This is a genomic window from Dyadobacter sp. CECT 9275 (genome assembly GCF_907164905.1).
GTDB classification, from domain to species: Bacteria; Bacteroidota; Bacteroidia; order Cytophagales; family Spirosomataceae; genus Dyadobacter; species Dyadobacter helix.
In genome coordinates this window covers 1,734,862-1,750,758 of the sequence record NZ_CAJRAF010000001.1, presented here as the reverse complement: position 1 = coordinate 1,750,758, position 15,897 = coordinate 1,734,862, and the positions used below count along the sequence as shown (strand labels likewise).

The window sequence follows — 15,897 nt, the reverse complement described above, 5'->3', positions numbered from 1 at the left end:
CGGAATAATGCAAAGTAATGTACAGGGAGTCAGGGCATTGAGTTTCAGACAATAAAAAAAATGTAATTTCAAATTTGTAGCTTTGTAAGAACCGGTTTTAATTAAGATAAAAAATTACATCCACAACAGGTATCATGACTGATCATTTGTTTAAGGAGTTCGAAATTCCGCAGCCTTTTGCCTGGAAGAACCTCGCAGAAAAAGAGTTAGGAGCGCCGCTCTCTGAAATCAAAAGATGGATTCCCTCCGAAAACCTGGTTTTTAGCCCTTATGCTACCTACGATGGACGTCCTGCCGAAGAATCTGATAGCATACGCCAATGCCAACGAAGTGATACAGGCTGGCTTAATACACCATTACTGCGCGATTATCCCCTCGAAGAAGCTGTTGAAAAAATCGGGCACCTGATACAAAATGGAGCAGACGCAATCCTGCTTGATCCTGTCGGCACAGCTCCCGCCCCGGCAGACCTTCATCAACTGCTTAGCCTTTTGCAAAGTATCAACACCCGCTTCTTTTTTCAGCCCAAAAACAGGGACAACAATATAATCAAGGAAATATACAATTTCGGAGGATTAAAAGCAGGTGGAATAGCCCTGGATCCGGTGGCGGAATGGCTGCAAAACGGAAGTGACTTCCGGGGTTATCTGTTGCATATTTCGGAACTGGTGCAAACGAAAAGCACCGCTAAAAACTTCTTCCCGCTGTTGGTACAAAGCCATGTATTCCAGGAGGCCGGGGCAGATCCCGTACAGGAGCTTGCTCTTTGCCTGGCCACTCTGGTGCTTGACCTGGACATACTCACGAACACGGGCCTATCTCCCGAAAAAGCGCTCTCTCTCATCTATTTTTCCATTCCGTGTGGCCCGCAATACCTTACCGAAATCGCCAAACTGCGCGCCTTCCGCTCACTCCATGTACGAATAGCTCAGTGTTATGACATAAAGGTCATAGCTGAACCCTTTATTCATAGCACTACATCCGCCTTCCATCACTCGGAAGACGAGCCCTATACCAATATGATCAGGACAACCGCACAGGCAATGAGTGCCGTAACGGGTGGCTGTAATGCACTGACAGTATACCCCTTCGACCAGAGTTTTAAAACACCAAATGATTTCTCCGAAAGGATAGCCAGGAATGTTTCACTTATCCTGTCCCACGAAAGTTCCCTGAACAGGGTAGCGGACCCCGCCGCCGGCTCCTACCTTATAGAGGATATGACCCTTCAGCTGGCGGATTCCGCTTGGAATCTATTTTTAGAGATAGAAGAAAAAGGCGGTATCGTTCCCTACTTTTTAAGTGGTGATTTACGCCGTTTGCTGGACCAGCGCTGGAATGAGCAGATTGAAGCATTAAAGAAAGACGACGTGATGGTAGGTGTTAATAAGTACGTTCAACAAACCGAAAACAGGGTGAAAACTACAATGCCCCCGGTTCCATGGCCTCCTTACCTGCCGAAGAGAAATCTCGCCCGGGATTACCACGTTAGTATATCACAAGCTCATCAGGAAAAGCCATGAAACCAGATTTCAGAAAAAAAAGTCAGGCCTTCCCTATGACAGATATACCTGCGCCGGACGCAGGAACCATGATGACATCCGAGGGAATTGCCATACCCGGAAAATTCAGAGAAAATAAGGTTCAGGATGCAGATCTGCTTCATTTTGATGCGGGTATACCCCCTTTTCTGAGAGGACCTTATGCTACCATGTACCTTCAGCGGCCCTGGACCATCCGCCAGTATGCAGGATTTTCGACTGCCGAAGCGTCTAATGCATTTTACAAGCGGAATCTGGCAGCCGGGCAAAAAGGTCTTTCGGTTGCATTCGACCTGGCCACTCACCGTGGCTACGATTCGGACCATGAACGTGTACGCGGAGATGTAGGCAAAGCCGGCGTAGCCATTGATACCGTTGAGGATATGAAAATCCTGTTTGACCAGATACCGCTCGGAGACATCTCGGTGTCCATGACTATGAACGGGGCTGTGATCCCCATTATGGCATTTTACATCGTAGCCGCAGAGGAGCAGGGTTATGCGCCGGATCAACTTTCCGGAACGATACAGAACGATATACTGAAAGAGTTTATGGTAAGAAATACCTATATCTATCCGCCAGCCCCTTCAATGCGAATTGTGGGTGACATATTTGCCTATACCACGCAGTGGATGCCGAAATTCAATTCAGTAAGTATCAGCGGTTACCACATGCACGAGGCCGGTGCTCCGGCTCATGTAGAGCTGGCGTATACACTTGCGGATGGGCTTGAGTATATCAGGACAGGCTTAAAAGCAGGAATGCAGATTGACGACTTCGCACCGAGGTTATCTTTTTTCTGGGGAATTGGCATGAACCATTTTATGGAAATTGCCAAATTACGGGCAGGAAGGGTACTCTGGGCAAAAATTGTCAAGCAGTTCGGTCCAAAAAATGAAAAGTCAATGGCCCTGAGGACCCACTGCCAAACAAGCGGTTACAGCCTCACTGAGCAAGATCCTTTCAATAACGTCACCAGAACCTGCATAGAGGCTATGGCCGCTGTGATGGGGCATACCCAATCTCTTCACACCAATTCTCTGGATGAAGCAATTGCCCTGCCTACGAATTTTTCGGCCAGGATCGCACGTAATACCCAGTTATATCTGCAGCATGAAACGGATCTGTGCAAAGCGGTTGATCCCTGGGGGGGCTCCTATTACGTTGAATACCTGACCCATGCGATGTGCGAAAAAGCCTGGAAATTGATTGAAGAAGTAGAAGAACTGGGCGGAATGACAAAAGCCATTGAAACGGGACTACCCAAAATGCGTATAGAAGAAGCGGCTGCCCGTAAACAGGCAAGGATCGATGCCGGTAAGGAAATTATTGTGGGTGTTAACAAATACTACGGTGCCACCACCGAGGAACTGGAAACGCTGGAAATTGACAATCAGCAGGTCCGAGAGGTTCAGGTCGCCCGGCTTGATCGTATAAAAGCTAACAGGAATCAGCAGGAAGTGGAAAACGCATTGGCGTTGATCACCCAGGCGTGCAAAGAGCAAGGAGGCAAGGATATGACCTCAAATTTATTAATGCTGGCCATTGATGCGGCCCGTAAAAGAGCTACTTTGGGAGAAATATCCAGTGCTATGGAAAAAGAATTTGGCAGGTATAAATCAACCATCCGGGCTATATCAGGTATTTACAGCAGTGAAGTTACCGATGATGAGAATTTCAGGGCCGCCCTGGTTTTGTCTGATCAGTTTGCCGCACTCGAAGGACGACGTCCCCGGATACTGATTGCAAAAATGGGACAGGATGGCCACGACAGGGGCGCCAAGGTGATTGCTACCAGCTTTGCCGACCTGGGATTTGATGTCGATATTGGCCCTCTTTTTCAGACACCTCAGGAAGTGGCCCGACAAGCGGCAGACAACGACGTACACGTCATTGGTGCATCGAGCCTGGCTGCGGGGCACAAAACCCTTATTCCCCAGCTGATTGAAGAGCTTAAGAAAATCGGACGGGAGGATATTATGGTCATTGCGGGAGGAGTTATTCCAGCAAAAGACTACCCGTTTTTATACGATGCCGGCGTGAAAGGTATTTTCGGACCCGGAACGGTTATTTCAGTGGCGGCCCAGAAAATCCTCAAAGACCTGATGGAGAGCTGACCCGACATCCGTCTGGCCCGTTCGGTTTACACCTTCCCGATCACCAGAGATGTACAGTTGCCGCCAAAGCCAAAGGAATTGGAAAGCACATAATTTACAGGGTAGTTTTCCATCAGTGTGCCTGCAGGTGCATGGTTAAATTCCTGTATGGGCGTCTGAACATGCAGGCTGGGAAAAATTTCCGAATGTTTAATACTGAGTATACTAACAACGGCTTCCACAGCTCCCGCTGCACCCAGGGTATGACCGGTGTACGACTTCGTTGAATTATAAGGAGGTACCTTGTCGAAAAGCTGGGAAATTCCAAACATTTCAATCTGGTCGTTATTGGGTGTGCCGGTACCGTGTGCATTGATATAGTCAATCCGGGAAGGGGATATACCAGCCGTTTCCAATGCTTCCTTCATGGATCGGATGGCTCCTACAGCATTGTCTGACATGGCAGTGGGATGGTGCGCATCATTGGCATTACCATATCCACAAATCTCTGCATAAACTCTTTTGTCACCGGCGACTTCCTCACTTTCCAAGACCAGATAAGCGCCAGCTTCCCCCAGATTAAGGCCATCGCGGTTCTCGTCAAAAGGTTTGGATGGTTGAGAAGAAAGTATCTTCAGGGCATTAAAACCATTGACTGTATATTTGGCCAAACTATCCACACCACCCACAATCACCCGGCTGGCCCTTCCTGCCCTTATGAGCCGCGCACCCAGCGCGATGGCATTGGCCGACGACGAACAGGCAGTGTTGATGGTATCGGAAAAACCACGAATATAATAGCGTTTCACCAGTTTAAGCGTATGCGCGGAGCAGCCGTAGGCACTTAAATATTCCGAGCCTCTAGACCTCAGATTTGCGTCTTCATATAGCTGGTCCGTAAGACACATGCCTCCGACGGTACTGGCAGAAACAAGAGCGGTATCAAAAGACGACAAATCCTGTGCTGTCAGCGCGGCGTCAGCTATTGCTTCTTCAAATGCTTTCACCGCCAGCAGACAAGTTCTGGTATATCCCTTTTCATTTTGCAGGCCAAGCATTTCTGCCAGTGTTTCACTGGCTAACTTAACTTCTCCAAAAGGAAGTTGCGATGCGTAAAGAGATTCAAAATAAGACGCTTTGGCTATTCCCGTAGTCCCGTTCCTCAGGCGCTGGTAGTTCTCCTCCAGATTGTTCCCAATTGCCGTGATCACCCCCAGCCCCGTAACCAAAACCCGCCCCATTTTACGCAGTTTTCGTATTGGCCAGAATATATTCAGCCATGTGATTGACGTCTACCAGGATCTTACGTCCTTCTGCCGGGTTGGTAATCTTAATCCCATATTCACGTTCCAGCAAAACGACAAGCTCCAGGGAGTCGATAGAATCAAGCCCCAGATCTCCGCCAAACAACGGTTCATCATCTTTGATATCTTCCGGATTAACATCTAATAAATTAAGATATTGAACAATCTGAGTCTTTAATACCGGTTTTAAACTGTTTACGTCCATGATTTAGTTTTAATGCTTATCTGCTGTGATACAAGCCAGAGCAGGCTGTCAGATAATTTTTTCTATTCTTAATTTAAAGTATGTACAAAGTTGGCAAATCAAAATGAATACTCCCAAAAACAAAATAACAGGCCTCAGTTCGGGCCAGCTTCCGCCTTTGAGAAACAAAATATAAAAACCTTCCAGGCACCAGTGAAGTGGTGAAAAACTTCCTAATACCTGGATATAAGAGGGCATAACGAACGTGGGCACTAATATACCTCCAATTGCCCCAAAAATAATAATCGATATAGCACCAAAACCATTTGCCTGTTCCTGCGTCCTGGCAAATGCTCCGATCATAAGTGCGTAGCTCACGGCAGCCATACTGCTTGCAAATACCACCGCAGCGAAAGCCGGGATATTCGAAGGGATTGTCAGCTCTGGCAAGTCCAGTCGGGGCAAAACCAGAATACCCATTGAAAAAGTAAGTGCAACCTGAACCACCGCCACCGCAACATACACCGCCATTTTACTGAACATAACCAGCATAAAGGTAGTAGGCATGGTTTTCAGTCGCAGGAAACTGCCGCTCATCCTTTCCTTCACAATATTGCTCCCAAGCGAAACTACCATGAAAAACATGGCAAAGATGGTCCAGGCCGGTACGTTATGCTGTGTTGAATTGGGTACCGCCATGCTGTTGCTGTTACTGGCAATTACCTGTTTTATATTGACCCGGTTGTTCATCATTTTATCTTTCAGGACATCTTCCTTGCCACTAAGGTCCATGGCGGCATACATTCTTTCAATCATGAGCGAATTCTCAATCACACTCATATAGGATTGAATAATTCCCCGCACCGAATAGCTATAGTTTTCCTGCAGAACAGGATCATGATAAAATGTGAGCGAGGGCATCGGTGACGATTCCGTGCTATCAGAATCATAATCCAGGCCCAGATCTTTCATCAGGATATTGCTAACCTCACCCGCATTACTTTCCAGGCCAGCCGAAAAAGTTTTCGGAATATAAAGGGCGATCATTTTTCCCTTAGCAAGCAGTTCACTTTTTAAAGCCTCCTGCGGAAGAGTGTTGAGCGTATCCAGTTCAAAAAGGCCTGACCCGGCCAGCAGCGCCAAAAGCTTTCTGCCTTCTTTCCCCGAGTCATGATTTACTGCCAAAATCGGAATTTTGTTTTCATTCACAACCTTATATGCCCCATCCTGAATAATCGTAATGATAAAAACCAGCAGTAAAGGCATCAAAAACATAAGTGCCAGCCCTACTTTGTCATTGAATAACAGCAGTACCTCTTTTCTTAACGATGAGAAAATCTTGAACATAAGTATCAGTCGCGGTATTCCTCGCCGGTCAGTTTTATAAAAAGTGCCTGTAAATTTACAGTCTCGTTTTGCATCATCAGATCAGCGATTTCACCATCAGCCATTACATTTCCGTTGTCTATTAGGGCGATCCGATTGCAAAATTCCTCTGCTTCCGACAAATGATGCGAGGTATAAATAATTGTTGTTCCGCTTTCGTTCAGGAAGGTAAGATATCTGATGATTGCGTTTTTACTCTGTACGTCCACGCCCACTGTAGGCTCGTCCAGAAAAAGTACGGATGGCTCATGAATGATCCCGATGGCCAGGTTCACCCGCCTTTTCATACCTCCCGAAAACGTTTCAACTTTTTTGTCCGCAGCTTTAGATAATCCCAGAACATTCAGCAGATGTTCGCGCCTTGCCCTTAGCTCATGCCGGGGTATGTCGTACATCGCTCCGAAATAATCCAGGTTTTGCCGGGGTGTAAGTTCCTGATAAAAGGCATATTCCTGTGGCACAAACCCGATCATCCGCTTACGGTCCTCCGGGGATATCAGGTACTGGTCCTTAAAGTACTTCACTTCACCTGAAGTGGGGGGAATAATTCCGCAGAGAATGGATATCAACGTGGTTTTTCCGGCACCGTTGGGGCCGAGCAAACCAAATACGTCCGACTGGTTGATCGTCAGAGAAACATCTCTGAGCGAATACTCCTGTGACGATTTATATCTTTTGGAAATATTACTGATCTCAATACAAGGAATTTTTGCCATTTCCAGATCCACTCACTTACCCAGGTTCAGTTTCGAGAGCTTTTTAAAAGCATCCTTTTCCACCAACCTGATTTCCACCAGCATATCGGCAATCTCCTCGAAATCCTTCTGTTCCGTGAGCCTTCCTTTGTAAACACCCGCCATTTTTATGGCACTGGCACGCCACATATCCCCTGATTTCGTAAAGTCTTCAGATATGTTTGCCACCTGGTCATTGTGAAGGTAAGCCGCTGCCTGTTCCAGAAACGCACCGTACAGAAACCTGAATCCGCCGCCGCCGGTTCCAATTTCCTCCTGCATACGGACGATCTGTCCCAGATACAAACCAGCCTTTTTCAGACCGAGTTTGTCGCGCCATTTCCTGATATGATTGGATGTATGCCTGATCCCGTCCACACCTGCAACACTCCCGGGGATATGCAGCATATCACCTACGTTCCTTTTGATCCCCTTTACAATGCCCTTTCTGATCACATCTTCTGTAACGACACCTACTCTTTCGGGGAAATAGATATGCCCCCGGGGTGCAAAAGTACCTTTTGCAAAACGAACACGTGTCAGTTCCTCATCACTCAGGGTGGTGGTATTTTCCATCACCGGATCGCTGATCAGGTAGCGGTTGTCTTCTTTTCCAAAGACAATCAGGTTATGGGCATTAAAATGGAAGCGGTATTCTTTGGGGAAATAAGTAAGATGAAAAACGCCTACCTGACAACCCACAGGTATCTTTTGCTCTGCCTTCTGGTCCAGAAATTTCCTGGCGCTGTCTTCACTGCTGAATTTTTTATGAGTGATATCAACTCCTAGCGACTTGCAAGTTCTTTTAAAAATAGCACCGGGCATGGTCCTGAACGAGATTGCCGGGCCATTATTCACCGTCAGGAATGGTATCTGAATGTAAAAGAGACCAGAGCCCATGCCGAAGGCCAATGGCTCTGTCATAAATTCGAGCCCCTGATGCCGCAACAGCGCGGTAGTAACACCATTTTCGCAATGAGCTGCCTGTACGTGTTGAAAAGTATCTGCCTGACTTGCTATCTCCACTTTTTTACCCTTTAAAATTCTTAAGTTCTTCTAACGTAATGTCAAACGCTCTGGCATACTTGGCAAGCTTGCTGTCACTCAATCCGCTAAATACCGACGGTTTCATATGTCTTTTAATAAAAAAAGGAAAGAAACCCGTGTAACCCGACAACACCGTCATATCCATCAGCCTAAGCTCCATAAAATAGTATACCGGGCTTTTCTCTCCGTTTGCCACAGCCACCCTGGCCTCCTCTATGCGGTCGTTAACTTCATCCCAGGCACTATCCAACGCTTCTTTTTTCACGTTCCAGCCGCGGCTGAGCGCCGTTTCGTATTTTCCCTCTTCATTTTTGACGTAACAAACTTCGCGGGTAAAGTGGTCGAGTGCGCCCGGGTCTTGCGGTAGGTCTTCCTTTTTCATAAATAAAGATTGAAGCTATTCGTCTCTCAATGATTTGAAATCCAATTTACCTGATTATCAGCTCACTTGCAATAATCACTGATTATTTAAAGATACTGTTGCAGATCCCTCAGCAAACCGTAAGCAAACAAAACATATACGAAAAGCGGGAGCTTTCAGGCACAGCCAGTAGTATTTTTTCACCTTTTTTCAGCGCACCGCTGTTAAAAACTTCTTCGAGCATCATATAAATTGACGCCGCACCCACATTACCTACAGACACCAGGTTGGTATACCACTTTTCCTTTGGGATAGGTATCCCGTTTTCCGTAAAAAAGTCATCAATTTTTTTCTCAAAGAAATAACTGGAAAGATGTGGCAGAAAGTAGGTAACATCATCCATGGAAACTCCTTTGTCATGAAGGATATTCTTCAGTTTGCTAAACCCAAGCTTTACGATCTTTTCTCCTAGCAGCTTGACATCCTGTTTGATACTAAAAATAGATTTTTCCAAAACTGCCTCTAGCGTGAAATCCTTGTAACTTTTCAAAGTTCCGTCTTCCAGCTTGTCGGCTCCCATGTACATACAGGCTTCTTCCTCGTTAGCATACGAACAGCCTTCGATCCATTCTATTTTCAGGCTTATGCCTTCTTTGTTTGGCGCATTTTCAACCAAAAATGCACCCGCACCGTCCGACAGCATCCATCTCAGAAAATCCTTGTCAAAGGCGATATAGGGATTTTGTTCCAGTTTGATCAGCTGCTGTATCTCATCCTCAAACTGCTCCGAGCGTAATACGGGCGAGAGCCTCTCGGAGGCGCAGCTCACCGCCTTTTTTTTATCTCCGATTTTCACCGACATGTAGGCATACTTGAACGCATGCATCCCTGCACAGCAAACGCCGGACGGAGAAACCACCTCCACAGAACTGGTTTCGGGAAGGTACCCGTGCACCATTACACCATGAGACGGCATCAGTTGGTCAGGACTGGAAGTAGCACAGCTCAGCAGGTCAATTTTTTTTATGTCTTCGGGACGAGATTTAAAAAGGCCTTTCACCGCAAGCGCGGCCATCTCCGCATTCGTATGGGTAGCAACTCCGTCCTTAGTCAGGGCGTAATAGCGGTTCTTAATCCCATTATTTCTTAAAACAATAGCCTTTGATTTTGATGGCTTTCCGTTAATGAATCCTAAATATTCCTCCATTTCCTCATTGGAAACAGATTGATTCGGTAAAAACTTGGCAATTCTTGTAATGTATGCTTCTGACATTATTATTTGGTTTCTAAACCATAAAAGTATTCTTTTTTCTTTTTAATCGTACCCCCCGTGAACGGTGCAACCAACAAATTATATGCAAGTAAAAGCAACGGAGCCACCATAAACAGTGCCACCAGCAGATAATATTTGAACAAGGTTACAAAAGTTTTCCGCTTACCTGGTGTATTCCCCTTTTTCTTAATCAGGTTGGCCCAGATTCTGAACAGCTTTTTGGCTCTTTGTTCAATGAATAAAATGTCTGTCGGAATTTCAATCAGTCCGGTTGCCATAATACTGGCCTGCAGGTTATCAAAACCCTTTACCTCCAAAGCCTCCTTCACCAAATTTCCAAACCGTGCACCAGACTTTATGTCTTCATCACTAACACCGGGGAGCGGAAAAATATTCCATTTCCTGTCTTTCCGGCCGGTAAGCATCCAGTGCAAAATCGTTACGGCACTGATCAGATTGGAAGTTCTGTCCATAAAGGGAATATTTCCCACCAATTTCCCTTCTGCTTTTCTGATATACAATTTCACACTCTCCTGGGCGTTGAGCCACATGTTCCTGCCACCTATCAAGGTAACGACGGGGGTATCTTTCAGCATCCTTTGAAAAAGCGGATTTTGCAGCAAAGAGGTTACCGGCAACGACGGCGAAAGGAACCAGGGCTGGTAAGCCAGCACAATAAGATCATAACGGGGAGCGTCAAAACCAAACGGAGCAAGCTCGATCCCCTCCTCCAATACACACTCCGGCATGGTATCAAAAAAGACATCCGCTGTCCATGGAAAAGGAAAGGGCTTTTCGGGATAAAGGTAAAGGCGCTCAATAGTCTGCGGATCAAAAGGTTTCAGAAACTGATCCAGAATCGCATTCAACTGCCCCGATTGTGAGTACCCAACCGCCAATATCTTTTTCATTCCATTTATATATCTGTATCCGAACAACTTAGTGTTCCAAATCTGTTAATTTCAAAACCTTTGAGTTCCGGCTATAATCCGCAATTACATTTTTCAAAGTGGTATCCAGTTTCCGGTACGAAGTAAGGATGGCCTCCTTATCTCCCGCCAGGTTTTGATTGTACTTTAAAATATGAGGTGCATTTTCCTGAATGGTTAGCCGTAAAAAGCGGTATTCGACATTAGCGGGGTTGGCATCAATCTCACTTTCAAGCAACCTTACACCTTTTTTAAAGGTCTTTACCTTTCCGTTAACGCCTTTTACAAAGCCCGCCTTTTTCATGAGCATAGCGCCAGTATAGGCCATTACCTGTGAAGACTGCTTTTCCGTTTCCAGTTTCTTCAGCATTCCATCTATCCCAGGTTCCGATTCAGACGATAATATTTGGTAGTAATCATTCCTGTCAATGGTAGCCTGAGCGAAGGCACTCAGTATCACGGGAGCCATAATCACCAAAAGTATCGCTGCTCGTCTCATCCTTCACTTTACAATTAATTTCAAGGTACTTTTTTACATTCAAGAATGGTATGATAGCTGTCACCAATGAGCGGATAGGTCTCAACCACTTCAAAGCCCGCCAGCCTCACCAGCTCTTTCATGGTTCCGATCCGGTACATTTTACTGTTCCCGTTGGCCATGATTGTAAAATACAAAGACGTAGCTACCAGACTATAATGCGCGGCCGGATAATTCTGGTTGTCAAAAAACGGCTCCAGGATATACAAGGTGGTTTCCGTGGATGCCGCCTGCCATGCATTTTTAAGAATCTGAACGATCTGTTCTTTTGAAAAACAATCCAGAAACTGGCTCATCCAGATCACATCAGCCCCTTTGGGAATTTTCTGGCTGCTGTCCAGCAAATCTATTTCATGGAAATCGATCCGCTCCAGCAATCCTCTTTCAGCTGCATTGCCTTTAGCCACATTAATCTGCACCGGAAGATCGAGAATTTTTATCCTCACTTCAGGATCATAATCACAACATGCAAACGACCATTTCCCGGTATTTCCACCCACATCAAAAATAAGTCCGGGCTTCTTTTCAAAAACAATTTTCAGAGCATCAGGAAAGGCATTGTCAGAATAGTAATGATCAAATTCGAACCAGGCAGTTTTGGCAGGCTCCGGCAAAATAGACAGTCCCTGGTAAATGGTAGGCCAGTCGCCGAGCGTTTTCAAGCCTTCGGGTTTGCTGTTTTTTATGCTTTCCGTCATGGCCTTTGCGCCAAGGTAACATACGTCATTCATAAAATTGACATTGACCCTGGTCATTTCGTCCTTCAGCAGGAAAAAACCCGTTTTGGTTATTTTCACCTTTTCGTCTTCAATTTCCAGCACTCCCAGAATTTCGGCCGCCTCTATCAGCAGGTTCACACCATATTCGGTTACGTCCAGGTTGGCCACAATGGCATCAATTTCAACACCTTTCCGATGCTTGCTGATGTACTCCAGTATCCCCAAATCCCGAAGGGCTATCACTGCCTGGAAGTACATGGGGCCAAACGCAATTTTCTGAGCTTCGTATTTGGCATCAATCGCCGACAATTCTTTTTTCATCCTGTTATTTATCGTCCCTGGTTAATTCCCGGGCAGGAATCATCCTGTCCCGATATCTTCGTTTATATTTCTCTTTTTTCAGATCCTCTTCGTGCCACACAATGTACCTGCCAAGGGTACCCCTGAACCGCTTAAAAAACCCTTCTCTATCCGAAAGTTTTACAAAATTTTCTTTTAATGCCGGCTTAGGATCAATGGATGGCTGCAGTGTGTCCAGTTTTCGCAAGGTGTCCAATACCGTCGGCAAAAATGCAACAGGCAATTGATATTTCCTCACAAATTTTTGCATATAGCCGTTTTGATAAGGGTCAGTAGCCAAAGCTATTTTCTTAAAACCCTTTTCCTTTGCCAACCGATAGGAGTAGTAAACGTTTTCCGTGCTGTGTTCAGCCCTTTCTTCGGTAAACAAATTTTCAGCAGGTATCCCCAAAGCCTCAGCGTAATAGGCCATTACACGGCTTTCGATGTACGGCGTGGCAACGGCGCCGCCGGAAAAAATGATATTTTTGGTATATCCTTTGTCATACAGGAATTTGGCCCAGCATATTCTCAAGGTCAGCACCCTGTCCCAGCTGTATCCATTATAAGGATATCCGGGTACAATGATAGCGTCATAGGGCTGATCCTTAATACCCTTTTGAAAAGATTTTTCGGCGGAACGAAAAAAAATTTTGTTACATCCGCTCAGCAGAACAGCCAATAAACAAGCAGTTACCAGGACACTTTTATACACGAACGTGGGTTATCGGTTAAAGAGTAAGCTGTGGATCTGTCCTTGCTTGAACGGGCCCACAGCTTGCTAATCGGTTTTTTTATTTATCATCACCGCATTTTGGTGATGCAGTCCGGAGATTATCCGTTGAAAGTTTTACTCCATTGCTTGTAACGGGACCCAACGGCCTTATTAACGTTGGCCACACCTCCCGCCCAATAATTCCTGAATCCAAAACCACCGGCCTTACCTTGAATTTTTTCGGTGTGCAAAACCTTTTTGGTTTTCAGATCAATAAAAGTTACCCAAACCGAAAGCTTTTCATCCGTCTTGCTCATGCTCTCTACCACATATACGATACCGATTCCATCCTTTTCACTTAAACTATATCTCGATACCGATTTCCTGACCTGATCTTCCGTGATCGTATAACTGTCTTCTGTAATGTTCTTTTCTACGTTAACAGTCTTATTGAGCTGGGTCATATCCTCAACCCTGGAGCTATACTGATCTTCTTTCAGTTTCAATGGCCCTGCCAGAGAAAACTTTTTTGGTTCCATTTCAATCAAGCTGTTCCAGCTCACCATGTGCTGGTTTTTAATCGCCGCAGGATCCGTGAAACCTATGCTGCCTATGTATTTGGCTTGCGTGAAATCCAGTCCAAGAAAAACAACTTTTGTATTTCCCTTGAACAAGTCTGCCATGGTATTCTGTGCCCTGGCACCCAGGGAAACGGTAAAAACGAAGGCTAGAAGTAATAACTTTTTCATAATTAAAATATTGAGCTTCTATTTTCAACAGGATTGGACCATTCAAAAGTAAGAACTATCCGCTTTTATTTCAGTTTCTTATCCAAAAATCCGGCCAAAACTTTACCACCTTTAGCATAACTTTCAGCAAGTCTTACGCCGGTATCAAAGTCAAAACCTCCAAATTGACCACCAGGAACATTATTTAAAAACATTTCAGCCACTTTGGCCGATTTATTGCCGGATTCCACAAGGTCAATTTCAAAATCAATGTAGGCATTCTTCCGCATCACACCCACATTAAAGCCTGGCTCTACAAACCGTATCCGCACAATGAAGGTATATTTTGCATCCGGCCTCCCCTGAACCAGCGTCAGCCCTTTACTTTGAAGTCCCTTGTTAAACAACTCTTCAAATTTAGGCTCAAAACGTTCTTTCCTGTCTGCAACCCATGCTTTTCTCCAGGCATCTCCTTTTCCGGCTTCCTTGGCATTGTACTCGGCCGTTTTCTTATCCAGGTACTCCTGTTCCGTTGCGAATTTCCCGACGCCGAAGTTAGAGTAATCGTACTCAACATTTACCGTTTTTTCTCCTGACAACACGGTCACATCTCCCGACCGCAACTCCACCCGCTGTGCCTGAGCCAGATCTGCCCCAAGCACCGAAAATGCTATCACAGAGGCTAATAACAAACCATTTTTCATTTTATTTTTATTTTTTTGGTTAATAGACTGGTCAAATATAGACTAATTTTTCAGGTTTGCGTTTCTCCTGTTTGTATATTCGAAAGGAAAGTTCTTCAGCGGTGATAAATTGTAAAGCGGGCGTTACCCGAAGTCTTGATTTGAATAAAGAATGCAATTTTTCCCGAAAAGATACCGACTGGAGCTGCATGGAAAGCAGTATGGTAATATCGTCATTTCCGTACTCATTTTTGGATATGACTACCTGGTAAAGATCTATTTCCCTGACCATATCCAGTACGTCAAAAAGCGCTGGAGGAAATATGGTGGTACCTTTAAACTTGATCATCTGCTGCTTGCGTCCCACAACCGGCCCAAGCCTGGTACTGACACGCCCGCAGGCACATGGTGCGTGGTATACATGACAAAGGTCCCCCGTTTTATACCTGATCAGTGGCATGCCTTCAACACCCAGCGTGGTCACTACCACTTCCCCGAGTTCTCCTTCATTCACCTCATTTCCGTTTTCATCCACCACCTCCAGTATCAGCAGGTCGGGATTCAGATGGCCTCCCCTGCCTTGTTCGCATTCGGTAAAGGCCGCACCCATTTCCGTGGATGCATAGGTGGAATACAACCGGATGTCCCACTTGGAAGTGATCCGCTTACCTAGTTCGTTCAGACTAAAATCCGGGTTGCGAATCGGCTCTCCGATACAAATAACCGATTTCACTCCTGAGGACCTGAAATCAATGTCATTTGCTTCGGCATAGTCAATAAGTTTCGGAATAAAAGACGGGATGGCGATGAGCACAGTGGGAGAAAAACGAAGGATGGATTCCCACTGAAGAAAAGGTGCTCCCGGCCCTACCCGGATGATACCGGCTCCCATTTTTCGGGCACCCATCCAGTAAGCCAGCCCGGCCATAAAGCGCTTGTCTATAGTGGTCATGAGCTGATAAATATCACCGGCTGTTCCACCCGCACAACGGAACGACTCTGCTTCGTTGTGCGCAAGCCTGTCCACATCGGCATCCGTCAGATAAAATGCCACAGGATCAGACAAGGTGCCTGAGGTGGTCACAAAATCAGTAATGTCCGACTTTGCCACGCACAGGAATGCATCGTTATTCCTGGCCAGGTCGTCTTTTGTGGTGAAAGGAAGCCGCGACAGATCAGCAGTAGTTCTGATCGTACTGATATCGATATCCCTTTCCCGGAAAAGCTCCTGATAGTAGGGCGAACGGGCTGAGAGGTACTGAAGAAGCTCCTGGAGCTTCCGGTTTTGTAAGGCTGTTATTTCTGCTGAAGTCATACGGG

General features: G+C 45.8%; 16 protein-coding genes. 2 read left to right on the top strand and 14 right to left on the bottom strand.

All coding sequences use genetic code 11. The annotated features are described in order from the left end of the window. The first annotated feature begins 134 nt into the window (after nt 1-134). Together KOE27_RS07215 and scpA are read left to right on the top strand one after the other, a co-directional pair. Complete coding sequence (locus KOE27_RS07215) at nt 135-1,523, top strand: methylmalonyl-CoA mutase family protein (RefSeq protein WP_215238133.1); 1,389 nt, start codon at nt 135-137, stop codon at nt 1,521-1,523. Further along, nucleotides 1,520-3,658 (top strand): methylmalonyl-CoA mutase, encoded by a 2,139-nt coding sequence (gene scpA, locus KOE27_RS07210; RefSeq protein WP_215238132.1) that lies wholly within the window; start codon nt 1,520-1,522, stop codon nt 3,656-3,658. Before KOE27_RS07215 ends, scpA begins: the two co-directional genes overlap by 4 nt. Nucleotides 3,659-3,684: 26 nt before the next feature. Here scpA and KOE27_RS07205 read toward each other — a convergent pair whose 3' ends face one another. The 14 genes from KOE27_RS07205 to KOE27_RS07140 form a co-directional block, all read right to left on the bottom strand. Beyond that, nucleotides 3,685-4,878: a beta-ketoacyl-[acyl-carrier-protein] synthase family protein gene (locus KOE27_RS07205; RefSeq protein ID WP_215238131.1), complete on the bottom strand. Its 1,194-nt coding sequence runs from the start codon at nt 4,876-4,878 to the stop codon at nt 3,685-3,687. A gap of 1 nt (nt 4,879) precedes the next feature. Then, nucleotides 4,880-5,146: a phosphopantetheine-binding protein gene (locus KOE27_RS07200; RefSeq protein WP_215238130.1), complete on the bottom strand. Its 267-nt coding sequence runs from the start codon at nt 5,144-5,146 to the stop codon at nt 4,880-4,882. Nucleotides 5,147-5,194: 48 nt separating this feature from the next. Continuing rightward, nucleotides 5,195-6,472 (bottom strand): ABC transporter permease, encoded by a 1,278-nt coding sequence (locus KOE27_RS07195; RefSeq protein ID WP_215238129.1) that lies wholly within the window; start codon nt 6,470-6,472, stop codon nt 5,195-5,197. A 5-nt stretch (nt 6,473-6,477) separates the two neighbouring features. Further along, entirely contained in the window at nt 6,478-7,227 is a 750-nt protein-coding gene (locus KOE27_RS07190) for an ABC transporter ATP-binding protein (RefSeq protein ID WP_215238128.1), read from the bottom strand. Between the two features lie 12 nt (nt 7,228-7,239). Further along, a complete protein-coding gene (locus KOE27_RS07185; protein ID WP_215238127.1) occupies nt 7,240-8,271 on the bottom strand; it encodes a BtrH N-terminal domain-containing protein in 1,032 nt (343 codons plus the stop codon). A 4-nt stretch (nt 8,272-8,275) separates the two neighbouring features. Continuing rightward, nucleotides 8,276-8,674, bottom strand: coding sequence for a hypothetical protein (locus KOE27_RS07180; RefSeq protein ID WP_215238126.1), 399 nt, complete (start codon nt 8,672-8,674; stop codon nt 8,276-8,278). 109 nt (nt 8,675-8,783) lie between these two features. Further along, nucleotides 8,784-9,926 (bottom strand): beta-ketoacyl-ACP synthase III, encoded by a 1,143-nt coding sequence (locus KOE27_RS07175; protein WP_215238125.1) that lies wholly within the window; start codon nt 9,924-9,926, stop codon nt 8,784-8,786. Between the two features lie 2 nt (nt 9,927-9,928). Next, nucleotides 9,929-10,837: a hypothetical protein gene (locus tag KOE27_RS07170; protein ID WP_215238124.1), complete on the bottom strand. Its 909-nt coding sequence runs from the start codon at nt 10,835-10,837 to the stop codon at nt 9,929-9,931. 28 nt (nt 10,838-10,865) lie between these two features. After that, nucleotides 10,866-11,354 carry a hypothetical protein gene (locus KOE27_RS07165; RefSeq protein WP_215238123.1) on the bottom strand — a complete coding sequence of 163 codons (489 nt, stop codon included), beginning with the start codon at nt 11,352-11,354 and terminating at the stop codon, nt 10,866-10,868. 20 nt (nt 11,355-11,374) lie between these two features. Beyond that, nucleotides 11,375-12,433 carry a methyltransferase gene (locus KOE27_RS07160; RefSeq protein WP_215238122.1) on the bottom strand — a complete coding sequence of 353 codons (1,059 nt, stop codon included), beginning with the start codon at nt 12,431-12,433 and terminating at the stop codon, nt 11,375-11,377. Nucleotides 12,434-12,437: 4 nt separating this feature from the next. Beyond that, the gene (locus KOE27_RS07155) at nt 12,438-13,166 is read right to left on the bottom strand and encodes a YdcF family protein (protein ID WP_229252675.1); all 729 of its coding nucleotides are present in this window, start codon (nt 13,164-13,166) and stop codon (nt 12,438-12,440) included. Nucleotides 13,167-13,285: 119 nt separating this feature from the next. Further along, complete coding sequence (locus tag KOE27_RS07150) at nt 13,286-13,915, bottom strand: hypothetical protein (protein WP_215238121.1); 630 nt, start codon at nt 13,913-13,915, stop codon at nt 13,286-13,288. A 65-nt stretch (nt 13,916-13,980) separates the two neighbouring features. Then, nucleotides 13,981-14,598, bottom strand: coding sequence for a hypothetical protein (locus tag KOE27_RS07145; protein ID WP_215238120.1), 618 nt, complete (start codon nt 14,596-14,598; stop codon nt 13,981-13,983). Between the two features lie 31 nt (nt 14,599-14,629). Next, nucleotides 14,630-15,892, bottom strand: coding sequence for a phenylacetate--CoA ligase family protein (locus KOE27_RS07140; RefSeq protein WP_215238119.1), 1,263 nt, complete (start codon nt 15,890-15,892; stop codon nt 14,630-14,632). Nucleotides 15,893-15,897 lie beyond the last annotated feature (5 nt).